At 63.8% G+C, this 13,973-nt stretch carries 12 protein-coding genes; 9 read left to right on the forward strand and 3 right to left on the reverse strand.

Annotated elements, in window-relative coordinates; translation table 11 throughout:
• The first annotated feature begins 156 nt into the window (after positions 1–156).
• The 3 genes from LOZ74_RS15005 (at position 157) to LOZ74_RS15015 (ending at position 3,210) form a co-directional block, all read left to right on the forward strand.
• Complete coding sequence (locus tag LOZ74_RS15005) at positions 157–1,044, forward strand: DUF4157 domain-containing protein (RefSeq protein WP_230291838.1); 888 nt, start codon at positions 157–159, stop codon at positions 1,042–1,044.
• A 254-nt stretch (positions 1,045–1,298) separates the two neighbouring features.
• A complete protein-coding gene (locus LOZ74_RS15010) occupies positions 1,299–2,861 on the forward strand; it encodes an amino acid permease (RefSeq protein WP_370638842.1) in 1,563 nt (520 codons plus the stop codon).
• Positions 2,862–2,976: 115 nt separating this feature from the next.
• Positions 2,977–3,210, forward strand: coding sequence for a hypothetical protein (locus LOZ74_RS15015; RefSeq protein WP_230291839.1), 234 nt, complete (start codon positions 2,977–2,979; stop codon positions 3,208–3,210).
• A gap of 104 nt (positions 3,211–3,314) precedes the next feature.
• Here LOZ74_RS15015 and LOZ74_RS15020 read toward each other — a convergent pair whose 3' ends face one another.
• Positions 3,315–5,744, reverse strand: a complete 2,430-nt coding sequence (locus LOZ74_RS15020; RefSeq protein ID WP_230291840.1) for a mechanosensitive ion channel family protein — start codon at positions 5,742–5,744, stop codon at positions 3,315–3,317.
• Between the two features lie 211 nt (positions 5,745–5,955).
• Here LOZ74_RS15020 and LOZ74_RS15025 point away from each other — a divergent pair, with 211 nt between their 5' ends.
• Positions 5,956–6,279: a hypothetical protein gene (locus LOZ74_RS15025; RefSeq protein WP_230291841.1), complete on the forward strand. Its 324-nt coding sequence runs from the start codon at positions 5,956–5,958 to the stop codon at positions 6,277–6,279.
• A gap of 22 nt (positions 6,280–6,301) precedes the next feature.
• Here LOZ74_RS15025 and LOZ74_RS15030 read toward each other — a convergent pair whose 3' ends face one another.
• On the reverse strand, positions 6,302–7,213 hold the full coding sequence (locus LOZ74_RS15030; RefSeq protein WP_230291842.1) for a L,D-transpeptidase: 912 nt from the start codon (positions 7,211–7,213) through the stop codon (positions 6,302–6,304).
• A gap of 487 nt (positions 7,214–7,700) precedes the next feature.
• Between LOZ74_RS15030 and LOZ74_RS15035 the strand changes: the two genes are divergently transcribed.
• The 5 genes from LOZ74_RS15035 to LOZ74_RS15055 all read left to right on the forward strand — a co-directional run bounded on the left by LOZ74_RS15035 (position 7,701) and on the right by LOZ74_RS15055 (position 12,989).
• Positions 7,701–9,185: an efflux transporter outer membrane subunit gene (locus LOZ74_RS15035; RefSeq protein ID WP_230291843.1), complete on the forward strand. Its 1,485-nt coding sequence runs from the start codon at positions 7,701–7,703 to the stop codon at positions 9,183–9,185.
• A gap of 2 nt (positions 9,186–9,187) precedes the next feature.
• Positions 9,188–10,504: an efflux RND transporter periplasmic adaptor subunit gene (locus tag LOZ74_RS15040; RefSeq protein WP_230291844.1), complete on the forward strand. Its 1,317-nt coding sequence runs from the start codon at positions 9,188–9,190 to the stop codon at positions 10,502–10,504.
• A 9-nt stretch (positions 10,505–10,513) separates the two neighbouring features.
• Positions 10,514–11,269 carry an ABC transporter ATP-binding protein gene (locus LOZ74_RS15045; RefSeq protein ID WP_230291845.1) on the forward strand — a complete coding sequence of 252 codons (756 nt, stop codon included), beginning with the start codon at positions 10,514–10,516 and terminating at the stop codon, positions 11,267–11,269.
• Positions 11,269–12,480 (forward strand): ABC transporter permease, encoded by a 1,212-nt coding sequence (locus LOZ74_RS15050; RefSeq protein WP_230291846.1) that lies wholly within the window; start codon positions 11,269–11,271, stop codon positions 12,478–12,480. Before LOZ74_RS15045 ends, LOZ74_RS15050 begins: the two co-directional genes overlap by 1 nt.
• An 80-nt stretch (positions 12,481–12,560) precedes the next feature.
• A complete protein-coding gene (locus tag LOZ74_RS15055; RefSeq protein ID WP_230291847.1) occupies positions 12,561–12,989 on the forward strand; it encodes a thioesterase family protein in 429 nt (142 codons plus the stop codon).
• Here LOZ74_RS15055 and LOZ74_RS15060 read toward each other — a convergent pair.
• A complete protein-coding gene (locus LOZ74_RS15060) occupies positions 12,977–13,939 on the reverse strand; it encodes an ABC transporter ATP-binding protein (RefSeq protein ID WP_230291848.1) in 963 nt (320 codons plus the stop codon). The genes LOZ74_RS15055 and LOZ74_RS15060 overlap by 13 nt on opposite strands.
• Between the last annotated feature and the right edge of the window lie 34 nt (positions 13,940–13,973).

The following is a 13,973-nucleotide window of genomic DNA, read 5'->3' on the forward strand; positions in this document are numbered from 1 at the left end:
GGCGGCAAGATTAAGCGTGTCGCAAGGCATGCCGGTGTATGGTGTCAGCCATGATGGACGGGTAGACCGCGAAGCCGGATGGGCGCGGGAACCCGTGCCCCTTGGCACAGGCCCGCGATCGTCCGTTTCGCCCCTTGATGAAGGAGGCGCGACACCTTGGAAAACACCGTGCCCGATACCGGCGCACAGAACGCCGCACCGCAGCGCCGGCGTCCCCGCCGCATGCTCGCATTCGCGATCGCGGGCGCGGGCATCACCGGCCTGCTGGCTGGCGCGCTGGGCGGTGCGGCGGGCGCGTTCTGGGTGCTGGAAACCGTCGGCACGCCCAAGATCACCCCCGCCGCGCGCAATGCGGTGCTGGCCTATGACGATATGCCCGAAGCCGGCATGCGGCCCGTCGACATCGCCGGTCTTCGCCGCAATGGAACGCCGCTGAACCCCTGCGTCATCTCGTTCCTGAACGAGCAGGAGGCGTTGATCGGCAAGGCGGACTGGCAAAGCGTGCGCTTTCATCCCGAATTCCGCAACGACGACATCATCAACGAAGTCGCATTCGGCCGCGGCGTGCTGGGCATCACGCGGCAGAACGACATCTATATCGCCGTGCCCAAGGATCCGGCGCAGCTCAACCAGCTCAACGAGCGGCTGTTCTTTCACGAGCTGGCGCATGTGGCGCAATATGCCTCGGGCCTCGACATCGGCGATTACGCGGCCAGCGCGGCGGCCAGCTATGCCAATGGGTCCGAACCGCAGAAGAATTTCTTCGAAGAGGAGGTTCGCGCCAAGGAACAGGCCCTGCTCGATGCGTGGTATGCCAGCGACCAGCGACGCGCCTGCCATCCCGATCTGGGCGAGGACATGTCGCGCCGCGCCGAGAGCGAGCGGCCCGAGGTGCAATATGCGTTCTTCGATACCGACAAGGGCGAATATGTCATCGTCAAGCACCGCCTGCACGTGGGCAAGGGTTTCGCACTGCCGACCAACCCTTCGCCGCGCAGCCAACCACCACTCGATCCGCAGGACGAAGCGACGGGCTCGGAGTAAAACGACTTCCGCACGGAATTTGCAGCCATGCGCAAAATTTCGATGGCTGATGCCGCGAATCTGTCGTAAATCGCCACCCGGCACGTGCCCGATCTGAATCAGGCGGCGGCTTCAATGCCTTTCCCGATTGAGGCGAAGTAGACGTGCCCATCCCCCTGTTCCGCGATGAATATGCGTGATCGATCCGTCGGGCGGCCATGTTCCTGCCCTGCGCATGGTTGCGTAAAGTCACGCCTGCCGAAAGATTGCATCTGATGCCCAGCAGGATCAAACCGCTCGACGCCATTCTGGCCACGGCGGAAAAACACGCCCTTCCCCGCTCGCTTGGCCCGATACAGCTGATGCTGCTGGGCATTGGCGCGATTATCGGAACCGGTATTTTCGTACTGACCGCCGCCGCCGCGCAAAAGGCAGGGCCGGGCATGATCTGGAGCTTTGTGATCGCGGGCGGCGTGTGCGCGGTCGCGGCGCTTTGCTATTCCGAACTGGCGTCGATGGTGCCGGTTTCGGGGTCTGCCTATACCTATTCCTATGCCGTCATGGGCGAATTGCTGGCATGGATGGTCGGCTGGGCGCTGATCCTTGAATATGCGGTCGCGGCAGCGGCAGTCTGTGTCGGCTGGTCTGGCTATTTCATGGGGCTGATCGAAAGTTCGACGGGCTTTGCCTTGCCATCCTATTTATCGGCGGGGCCCGCATGGTCGCTGCAGGGCGTCGATTTCACCCATGGCATCATCAACCTGCCCGCCATCGGCGTCGCACTGGCGGTCACGGCATTGCTGGTTGTCGGCACCAAGGAAAGCGCCAATTTCAATGCCTTCCTTGTCGCGATCAAGGTTGCCGCGCTGACCCTGTTCATCGCGCTGACCGTGCCGGGCATGGAAAGCAGCAATTTCACCCCCTTTGCCCCCAATGGCTGGTTCGGCCCCGCAGGCACCAGCGGTCTGGGCATCGTGGGCGCGGCGGCGTCGATCTTTTTCGCCTATGTCGGGTTCGACGCGGTATCGACCGCGGCAGAGGAAACGCGCGATCCGCAGCGCAATGTTCCCATCGGCCTGATCGGCAGTCTCGTCGTGTGCACCCTGTTCTACCTGCTGGTCACCGTGGGCGCGATCGGGACCATCGGGGCGCAGCCGACATCGCTGGGCGTTGCGCCCGGATCGGCCGAATTCGCGCGCGAATGTGCCGCGCTGGCCGCACAAGGGGCGCAGCCGCTGGTCTGTTCGGACGAAGCGCTGGCCCATGTGCTGCGCGCGGTGAACCAGGGATGGGCCGGCAATCTGGTCGGCATCGCCGCCAATCTGGCACTGCCCTCGGTCATATTGATGATGCTCTATGGCCAGACGCGCATCTTCTTTGTGATGGCGCGCGACGGATTGCTGCCCGAAAGGCTGGCGACCATCCACCCGCGCTGGAAAACGCCGCATATCGTGACGATGATTACCGGCGTGTGTGTCGCCATTGCCGCCGCGCTGCTGCCGGTGGGGCAACTGGCCGATATTTCCAATTCGGGCACCTTGTTCGCCTTTTTCATGGTGGCGATGGCCGTGATGATCCTGCGCCGCCGCGATCCTGCGCGCAAACGCCCGTTCAAGACGCCTGCGGTGTGGATCGTCGCCCCGCTGGCGGTGGCGGGTTGTATCGCGCTTTACGTGAACCTGCCGGTAGAGGCGATGTTGGTCCTGCCCGTCTGGGGCGCCATCGGGCTGGCGGTCTATTTCCTGTATGGCCATCGCCACAGCCATGTCGGGCGCGGCCTGATCGAAGTGCACGAGCAGGACGAGGAAGCCCCGCAGCCGCCCATCGTTCATCCGTAAATGGCGCAAAATAAATTTTGGCGAGAATGTGGCAAGAATATGGACAGCCTGCCATGATATCGCATATTAAGAAGCTGCCTGCTCATTGTGAGTCGGGCATTCGAGGAATTTGCACATGAAGAAGATTGCTCTCGTTCTCGCTGCCAGCACCGCTGCTTTCGCGATGACCGCTTGCTCGGAACCCGCTGAAGAAGCGACCACCGAAGAAGCAGCTCCCGTTGAAGAAGTTGTCGAGCCCGTCGTCGAAGAGCCCGTCGTCGAAGAAACCGACGTTGTGGCTGAAGAAGCTCCGGTTGCTGAAGAAGCTCCCGCTGCTGACGCCGCTGTCGAAGCTGCTCCGGCCGAGTAATCGGACCGCCGGTTTTCCGGCAAAGAAGCGGCCCGCCTCCCCATGGGAAGCGGGCCGTTTTCTTTTGGTTGTTTGCGTGCTCCGTGCGACTTCCGGCGCGCCGGTCAGGCGGGTTTCGCGCTACCGTCCAGGGCCGGAGGCGCGGTGCGGATATGCAGGTCGCGCTGCGGGAACGGGATCTCGATCCCCTCTTCCGCAAAGCGCCGCGCGATTTCGAAATTGATCGCCGAAGCCGTGGGCGCGCCATCGGTCGCCTGATGCACAAAGGCGAGGATCTTCACATCGATCGAACTCTCGCCAAATCCGACCATGGCGACCGCCGGTTCGGGATCGGACAGCACATCGTCATTCGCATTGGCGATTTCCAGCAGGATTTTGCGCACGCGTTCCAGATCGGTGCCATAGGCAACACCGACCGGCACCACGATGCGCGCCGGGCCCGTGCTAAAGCTGCGATTGACCACCACGCCTGAAATCAGCTGCGAATTGGGCACGATGATCTGGTGGCGGTCGAATGTCTCGATATGGGTGGAGCGCACCGCGATCTTGCGCACGATGCCCGAATATTCGCCCACCTCGATCCAGTCGCCCTGTTTGATCGGCCTTTCAATCAGCAGCAGGATGCCGCTGGTGAAATTCTCAACCACCGATTGCAAGCCGAACCCCAGCCCGACCGACAGGGCACCGGCGACAAAGGCAAGGCTGGACAGGTCGAGGCCGGTCGTCGCCACCGCGATCAGTGCGGCAAGGAATATGCCGATATAGCCGATAAAGGTCAGGATCGCAGCCTCGGCCCCTGCCTCCATCGCGAATTCGGGCATGATCGAGACCTTGAGGAAACGCTGCAGCCAGCGGGTCACGAAATAGCCGATGAAAAACACGGCGGCAAAGGTTGCCACATCACCCAGCGACAGCCGCACATCGCCGAATGACACGCCCTCGCGCAGCATGATCAGCCCGTCGCCGATCTCGTTCGCGTCATAGCCCCAGACGACGGCCAGCAGCATGATGACGATAATCGTCTCGATCAGGCCGGTCAGCAGCGGCAACAGGTGCAGCCCGCGGCGATAGCGGGACAGCGAACCGGTGGCAAAGGCGCTGATCACCAGCACGAAGGACCGGTGCAGATAGACCGCGATACCGATGATGGAGAGCGAGAGCAGGCTGGCCGAAAAGAAAAAGCGCGACAGCAGTTCGTATCCCACCAGAACGGCGGCGATCGACACCATGGCGAACAGCTTTAGCAAGCGGGCCATCGGCGTCGAGAAATCGATCCCGTGATCGGGCGACGGGCCGTGCGGTTCTGCGCGCTGCTGTTCTTCGTAAAAGCGCCGCCCCTCGCGCAGATAATTGGCCAGTCGCCACAACAGCCATGCGCCGAATCCGACCATGATGGCCGAAGCGAGCCGTGCGAAATTGGGGCCGATCTGCCCGGCCTCTTCCAACGATCCGATGACCTGTTCGACCCCCAGCACCCCCGCCATCAGCTTGATCGCGCGCAATGCCTTTTTCGCGCGGGCGGGTGGCAGGGTGACAAGGCGCAATTCGGGGAACGGCGAATTCAATATGCCGCGCCCGATCCAGTGCGCCACGGCCACGAACAGGCTGGCCGACACCACGGCCGCGACCACGCCCACCAGCGTTTCGACTGGCACCACGGGAAGCAGGAAGATCATCAGCGCGAAAACGCCTGCCAGCAGGGCGATGGCAAAGATCAGCCCGATGGTGGCATCCGCCGCGACCGCAACCAGCAGGCGGCGCGCGATCGAATTTTCCTTCAAGTGCCAGGCCGTCAGCCGCCTGCCCAGCCTGCGCCAGATGATATAGCCCGCGACCGGCCCGAACAGCAGCAATCCCACGGCCAGCGCGAAGGCGCCCATTACTTCGCCCGCGTCATATTTGGCGAAACTGGACGCCATATGCGCGCGGGCGATGCCGACCGCATTGCCCAGTTCGCGAACGCTGCGCACCCAGAGACGCGGGTCGAGGGGCGAAAACCCCCGCTGGGTCAGCCGCTGTTTCCTGAGCGAGCTTGCCCGCTCGTCCAGTTCGGTCACCAGAACGCTGGCGCGGGCGCCCGCTTCGCTCAGGCGGAAGGTGGGGGCTAGCACCTTGCCCAGTTCGGTTTCCAGTTGCTTGCGCCGTTCCGTCACCGCCTCGGGCTCGCTCTCGCCATCGGCGGGTTCGGGGCCCAGCGCCGCAATCTGTGCCTTCAGCACGCGCGAGGCGGTCGTCCCCTTTTCGGCAAAGCCGTTCGCCTTGTCGCGGTCCGCGGCAAGCTGGCGGCGCAATTCGTTCAGCTTCGCCGTCTCGTCGCTCGAAAAATCATCGGCGGGCGTCAGCAACAGGGCGCGCGCCCTGGCGGCATTGTCGTCAAAGCCTGCGAACATCGCCTCTGCCGCGGCGAGGGCCTTTTGCGTTTCGTCCTTTGTGACAAGGGCGGTGCCGGCTGCGGGCGGCGCGGCGCGGGCCGGTGCGGCACGGGCCGCTGCGGCAACAACCATCGCAGCGACCAGCAAAACGGCGAGCGCCATGACCAAAACGGCCCGAAAATCAGCCGCCAGATCGCGGTTTCGGCAATTTTGCGGCGCGTTCGACATGGATGCGGTTCTGGCCGTGAAACGATCGGGCTGCAAGCCGTATCGATCATGGCAAAGCGCGGGCTAGCCCCTTATCGCGCTCGCCGAATCGCTGACGGTTTGGTAGAAATACGGGCAAGGTCGGGTCGTCAAAAGGGGGGTAATCATGTCCACTGGTGCCGTACAAACGTCCGTTCAGACATCGGGGCAGGTAGAGCCCTTTCCCAAGGCCGCTGCCGATCGCGGGTTAAGCGAGCAACTGGGCCAGCTTCGCCATATGCTGCAAAGCGAATTTCCGGATGCCGAGGGGGTGACGCTAAGCTTCGACGGCCATTTGCGCGCCCATATCGACATCCGCAAGGGCGAGGAAATCCTGTGCGTCGAATCGAAGCTGGCGGGCATGGCAGGCGGCATTTTCAGCCAGATACAGCGCGGTCCCGCGCCACATCACCCGTTCCTGCACCGCATCAGCGCGCTGGTGGACCGGTAAGCACCCGCGCCACCAACGCGTTTTAGTCGTTCGCCGCCATCAGGGTCATTTGCTTCCCGCTATTATGCGCGCCCACGCTGGCCGATGTGACCAGCACGGTCGTCCCCTCGCCGATCCGGTCGTTCAGCATGGTGCGGAACCCTTCGGGCAGGCGCAACCGGTTGAGCGCGGCGGCATCCAGTTCGCGCCCCGCCTCGTCCTCGTGCCCCGGCACGCCGATCAGCATCCAGTGGCGCGCGCCGTCGGCTGATACGTGCAGCGTGGCGACATGCGCGCCCATGAAACCGTCGATCTCGGCACGGGCGCGACCCACTTCCTGCCCGCTGCGCATCACCACCACGCGCTGGTCGGTGGTCGAAATGATGATCGACAGGGGGCCCGCGTCCGGGACCTGATGGTTCCATTCCCATTGCTCTTCGGCGGACAGCGCATGGTGCTGCGCCGCATTGCCCAGATCGTCTATCGGCGCCAGCACACCCCCCACCGGATGGGTGACCGGATCGCCCGCCCGCCCCGTCACCACCACGGTGCCCCCCATGCTGGTGATCTGGAACAGCTCTTTCGCGAAAGCATAGGGCAGATGGACGCAGCCGTGGCTTTCGGGATAGCCCGGCAGTCCGCCCGCGTGCAGCGCCACCCCGTCCCACGTCAGCCGCTCCTGATAGGGCATGGGCGCATTATTATAGGTGCTCGACCGGTGATCGGCGTCCTTTTGCAGGATCTGGAACACGCCGGTCGGGGTTTCATGACCCGGCTTGCCTGTCGACACGGACGAGATGCCGATGGCCACGCCATTGCGATAGACGGTCGCCAGTTGCGAGGTCAGGTCGACCAGCACGGTCACCGGGCCGTCTGCCGCGATCTGCGGAGCCCAGACCCATTCGCCCGGCTGCAAACCGGCGGCTCCTTCGGCCAGTTCGATGTGCGAGGACATCTTGGCGCCCTGCACCGCACCGGCCTGCCCCGCCGTCAACATGCAAAATACGGACGCAGTAATGGCAACAAGCTTTACGCCCCGCGATCGCCTCAAGCTCTGCACTAGCGAAATAATCGTCACACCTTTTCCTCCCAAGCCCTCACCGCGCACCGCTGATACAAAATTTTACATCCAAAATGGTGCGAAATGTCCGAATTTAAGCTGGAAATTACCATGTCGGTTGAAGTTTCGCATCCGGTTTGACCCCGATAATACCGTGACGAAACCGCGCCGGACTGCACGAACGACCCTGATGCAAGGGCGAAATTCAAGTGGAACGACAATGCACGCTATCGGCAAGAGGAAGTTACGCACAATTGCCCCTGATCAGGGGCTTGCGGGCTTGACCTCGACAAGAAAACAGGGCCCACATCGCAGCTAATAACAAGCATGCGCCAATAATATGCTCAGGGAAGTCAGATAATTGTTCACGCCGCGCCATATCATGGCTGCGCCTGCCTTGGCCCTTTTGCTGGCGGGCTGCATGTCCGGACCGGATTACGAACCGGCAGAGGCCGGGGCGCTGGGGGTGCCCGCCGACTGGTCGGTGCCCACTTCCGCCCCTGATGACGCGCAAACCGCCGCGCTGGTCGACTGGTGGCGCATGTTCGACGATCCGGTGCTGACCGGCCTGATCGAACAGGCGGTACAGGGCAATACCGACCTCGACCTCGCCCTGTCACGCTTGCGCCAGGCGCGCGAGGCTTTGGTCGTCAGCCAGTCCTCGCTCTATCCCTCGCTCTCCGTTTCGGGCGGCTATAACCGGACAGAGCCATTGCGCGGCGGCGGCACCACGCTGACCCAGCCCGACGGCACGGTGGTCGTCGCGGGCGGCGGCGGGGCGGACAGTTTTTCGCTCGGCCTCGACGCCAGCTATCAGATCGACCTGTTCGGCGGCATCCGGCGCGGGGTTCAGGCCAGCCGTGCCGATCTGGAAGCGGCGGGTTTCGACTATGCCTCGACCATGCGCGCGGTAGAGAGCGAGGTCGCGCGCAATTACATCGCGGCCCGCGCCTATCAGGCGCAGCTTGCCAATGCAGAGGCGAGCCTTGCCATTCAGGACGAGAATCTGGAGATCGCGGGCTGGCGCGTGATGGCGGGGCTGGTGTCCGCGGTCGATCAGGAACAGGCGCGGTCCAGCCGTGCGCAGGCCGCTGCCACGATCCCGCAGATCCGCCAGCAATATAATGCCGCCGTCTCGCGCATCGGCGTGTTGACGGGGCAGGCGCCGGGCGCGGTAAAGCCGCTGCTGGACGAACCGGCCCCGATCCCGCTGGGCCCCGAACAGGCAGGCGCGGGCATTCCCGCCGATATCCTGCGCCGCCGCCCCGATGTCCGCTCTGCCGAACGCCAGCTGGCTGCCGCCACCGCGCGGATCGGCGTGGCAGAGGCGCAATTGCTGCCCAGCCTGTCGATCAACGGCAGTCTCGACACCAATGCCACCAGCTTTTCGGACCTGTTCGACACGATCACCGGCGGCCTGTTCGCCGGTATCGCGCAATCGATCTTCGCGGGCGGTCAGCTGGCCGCGCAGGCCCGTTCGGCCGAGGCTGCCGCTGATGGCGCATTTGCCAGCTATCGCGGCACGGTGCTGACCGCGCTGGAGGATGTGGAGAATGCCGTCGTGTCCAAACAAAGCGCGGACGAGCGGGCGGGATATTTCACCACCGCGCTGGATGCGGCCCATAATTCGGCCATCTATGCCCGCGCGCAATATCGCACCGGCCTTACCGACTTCACCACTTTGAACACGCAGGAAATCGCCTTGCTCAATTCCCGCAACGGGTTGGTGCAGGCCCATGCCGACCGTGCCAATGCGCTGATCGCCCTGTTCGATGCGCTGGGCGGCGGATGGGACCCCGCCGGCGATTACAGCGACCCCGACAATATGCCGCCGCTCTATGGCGCAGCCGACGAAGGGCAGGATTGACCATGGCCGATGAATCCGTCGAAGACTTCCTTGGCGAAAAGGCAAAGCCCGTCTGGTATCGCCGCCCCAAATTCTGGCTGATCGCGGCAGGCGTCGTTCTGCTGCTGCTTTTGCTTTCGCGCTGTTTCGGCGGAGAGGAAGCAACCGGCTATGTGACGAGCGAGGCAAAGCGCGGTCAGCTGGTCACCAGCGTGTCGGCCACGGGCAAGCTCGCGCCGACCAATCAGGTCACGGTGGGTTCGCAATTATCGGGCCTTGTCACCCGCGTGCTCGTCGATGTGAACGACCGCGTGACGGTGGGACAGGCGCTGGCCGAGATCGATCCCGAGCAGATCGAGGACCAGATCCGTCAGGGCGAGGCGCAGCTGTCGGCCAATCGCGCGCAGGTCGAACAGGCCCGGGCAACGCTGGCACAGGCCAAGGCGCAATATGCAAGGCTGGAAGAGGTGCGCAAGCTGTCGGGCGGCAAGGTGCCGTCGCTGACCGAATTGCAGACCGGCAAGGCCGATCTGGAACGGGCAGAGGCCGCGCTGGGCGTGGCGCAGGCCAATGTCGTCGCATCCGAAGCGACGCTGGCGCAAAGCCGCACGCAGCGTGAACGCGCGATCATCCGGTCCCCCGTCGCGGGCGTGGTGCTGGCGCGGCAGGTGGACCCCGGCCAGACGGTCGCCGCATCGTTCAGCACGCCGACCCTATTCGTGATTGCCGAGGACCTGTCCGAAATGAAGCTGGAAGTCGCCATCGACGAAGCCGATGTCGGCACGGTGCAGCGCGGCCAGAAGGCCAGCTTCACCGTCGATGCCTTTCCGGGAGAGGCGTTTCCCGCCACGATCACGCGGGTGGAAATCGGATCGAACCTGACTGCATCGGCCGCCAGCTCGTCGGGCACCAGCAGCGCATCGACCAGCACGACGGGGCAGGTGGTATCCTATGCCGCCGATCTGTCGGTCGCCAATCCCGATCTGAAACTGCGCCCCGGCATGACCGCGACGGCGGATATCGTCACCTCGGATCTGACCGATGTGTTGATGATCCCCAATGCGGCCCTGTCGTTCCGGCCCGATGCGGGCGGCGAGGACGCGGGCGGCATCCAGATCGGCCCGCCCCGCCGCGACAATGCCGACAAGACGGCCACCATCGGGCGCGGCGCACGCCAGCTGATCTATGTACTGGGCGATGACGGGCAGCCGCAGCCGGTGCAGGTGGTGCTGGGCGACAGCAACGGATTGATGACTTCGGTCGTGTCGGGAGAGCTGAAGGAAGGGATGAAAATCATCACCGGCAAGCAATCCGACAGCGCGGGCGAAGGCGCCGAATAGGCCGCTGGCATGAACGCGTCCGCCCCTTCCATGCTGATATCCCTGCGCGGGATAACCAAGGTGTTCGGCACGGGGGAAACCGCGTTCCGCGCGTTGAAGGGCGTGGATTTCGACGTGGCCGAGGGGGACTTCGTGGCCATCATGGGCCCGTCGGGTTCGGGCAAGTCGACCATGATGAATATTCTGGGCTGCCTCGACGTGCCGACAGCGGGGCAATATCTGTTCCGCGGGCATCATGTGGAAGAGCTTGACCGCGACCAGCGCGCCTTGCTCCGGCGGCGCTATCTGGGGTTCGTGTTTCAGGGCTTTAACCTGCTGCCCCGCACTACCGCGCTGGAAAATGTCGAACTGCCCCTGCTCTATCGCGGCGACAACCGGCGCGAGCGGCGCGAGAGTGCGATGGCTGCGCTGGACAAGGTGGGGCTGGGCCCGTGGGCGGGCCATACGCCGGGCGAATTGTCAGGCGGTCAGCAGCAGCGCGTTGCCATCGCCCGCGCCATCGTGACCAATCCGCAAGTGCTGTTGGCGGACGAGCCGACCGGCAATCTCGACAGCCAGAGATCGGTCGAGATCATGGAGCTTCTGGCCGAGCTGAACCGCGACGGCATCACCGTGATGATGGTCACGCACGAGCCGGAGATGGCCGATTTCGCCAAGCGCATCGTGCATTTCCGCGACGGGCTGATCGACCGCGATCTGGCCGGAAACGGGGCCGCCAGCGGGGCGGGCGGCCCGGGGCAGGCGCATGCCGGAGGGGCTGCCTGATGCTGGGGACCACCGTCTATCTGTCGCTGCGGTCGATACGGCGCCACGCGATGCGGTCGCTGCTGACCATGCTGGGCATCGTGATCGGCGTCGCTGCCGTTGTCACCATGGTCACTTTGGGCCGCGCGACATCGGTAGGCGTGGCCGAACAGATTTCGGCGCTGGGCTCCAACGTATTGCAGGTAACGCCGGGCAGCGGTTTCGGGCGCGGCGGCGGCGGGGCCACGCCGCGCCAGTTCGACAATGGCGACATTATCGCGATCCGCCAGCAACTGGGCGGGGTCAAGGCGGTCGCCCCGCAGGCATCGTCCAGCGCCACGGCCATTTACGAAGGGGCGAACTGGTCCACCACGATCAGCGGCACGACCAATGATTATTTCCAGATCCAGCCATGGCCGCTGGATGCAGGCCGCCTGTTCAGCGAAGAGGAACAGGCCGCGGGCAAGGCCGTGTGCCTTGTCGGTTCGACCCTGAGCGAGAAGCTGTTCCGCGGCGTCGACCCGCTGGGCAAGCGGTTCCGCGTGGGCGATGTCAGCTGCGATGTGATCGGCCTGTTGTCGGCGCGCGGACAGGGCGGCGGCTTCGGTTCGGATCAGGACGATGTGGTGATCATGCCGGTCAAGACGGTGCAGCGCCGCTTCCTTGGCACGACCGACATCCGCACCATCGTCATCGGCATCGACGACAATTACGACAACGAACAGGTCAAGGCCTCGCTTACCCGCATATTGCGCGACAGGCGCTATCTGGAGGACGGTGAGGACGACGATTTCAATATCTTCGATACCAAGCAGATTTCCGACACCCTGCAGGAAACCACCGGCATGCTGACGGCCATCGTCGCCGCCATCGCCGCGATCAGCCTTGTGGTGGGGGGCATCGGCATCATGAACATCATGCTGGTATCGGTTACCGAACGCACGCGCGAAATCGGCATCCGCCTCGCCATCGGCGCGGTGGCGAGCGAGGTTCTGATGCAGTTTCTGGTAGAGGCGGTGGTGCTGTCGTGCATCGGCGGCATATTGGGGCTGGCGCTGGCGCAGCTGCTGGTATTCTTCCTGATCCCGCTGATGGAACTGCCATGGGTCTTCGACCTTGGCATCAATATCGCCGCTTTCCTGATTTCGGGCGCGATCGGTATCGTGTTCGGCTATTTTCCGGCTCGCCGGGCGGCAAATCTGAACCCGATCGACGCGCTGCGGCACGAATAGGGGTTCATCGGGGGCATCCCGTGCCGAAATCGGGGCAATCCCGCCTTTCGCGAATCGGGAAAAGGCTGTAATTTACACTCATGTCAGCAAACCCATTCTCCATGCCGATCACCGTCGATCCATCGGACATCGACTTTATGGGGCATGTGAACAATTCGCGCTATCTGGGCTGGGTGCAGGATGTGGTGCTGTCGCACTGGCGCGCCCATGCGCCAGAGGAAGCGGTCAGCAGCCGCCTGTGGGTCGCGCTGAAGCACGAGATTACCTATCGCAGACCCGCCTTTCTGGGGGACGATGTCGTTGCCCATACGGTGCTGGAAAAGGTTCGCGGCGCGCGCGCCTATTACCGCACGATCATCGAGCGCACGATCGACAAGGGTGCCGAAATCCTGGCCGAGATCGAGAGCAGCTGGTGCTGCGTCGACGCGCAAAGCCTGCGCCCTGCCCGCATTTCAGAGCAGCTGGAGCAGATGTTCAACGCCAATGTTCTGAAAAATCAGGCGGGCTGATCGGCCAGCTGGTCGCGGGTCAGCTGAACGAAAACATCTTCCAGATCGGGTTCGCGCGTCGTCACGTCCACGATGGCGCAGCCCTGTTGCTGAACCAGCGACAGCACCTCGCCCGCAGTCAGGCGATCCTTGTCGAATGTGATCGCCATGGTGTTTTCGTCCGTCAATTCGGATTTCAGAAACGCCGGATGCGTCAGCGGCGCGCCAATGGCGCGGTCCAGCGTCACTTCCACGACCTTTTCGCGCGCCATGCCGACCAGTTCGCGCGTCGGCTTGTCCGCGATCAGCCTGCCATGATTGATGATGGCGATGCGGTCGCACAGCTCTTCGGCTTCTTCCAGATAGTGCGTGGTCAGCACCACTGTCACGCCTTGCTTGTTCAGATCGACGACCAGTTCCCACAGCTGGCGGCGCAGATCGACATCGACGCCCGCCGTCGGCTCGTCCAGCACCAGGATCGGCGGCGAATGGACCATCGCCTTGGCCACCAGCAGGCGGCGCTTCATGCCCCCCGACAGCGAACGCGCATAGGCATGGGCCTTGTCCTCAAGCCGCACGGCCTTCAGCAATTCCTCGCTGCGGCGCCTGGTCTTGGGCACGCCGTAATAGCCTGCCATCACGTCCAGCACCTCGATCGGCGAAAAGAACGGATCGAACACGATTTCCTGTGGCACGATGCCGATGCTGGCCTTGGCGTTGCGCCGGTCCTTGTCGATGTCGAAGCCCCAGATCGAAACCTCGCCCTCGGTCTTGGAGACGAGACCGGCAAGAATATTGATCAGCGTCGATTTGCCCGCGCCATTGGGACCCAGAAGGCCATAGATCATCCCGCGCGGAACATCGAAGCTGACATCGCTCAACGCCTGCTTGGGCGCCGTTCCCTTGCCCGTGGGGGCATAGGTCTTGGACAGGTTGCGGATCGAGATGGCGGATTGGGCAAGCGGGTTCATGCCCGGTCATGTGGGGCACGCATGTGCGCGCGTA

It is taken from the genome of Croceicoccus sp. Ery5 (assembly GCF_020985325.1).
Taxonomy (GTDB): Bacteria; Pseudomonadota; Alphaproteobacteria; order Sphingomonadales; family Sphingomonadaceae; genus Croceicoccus.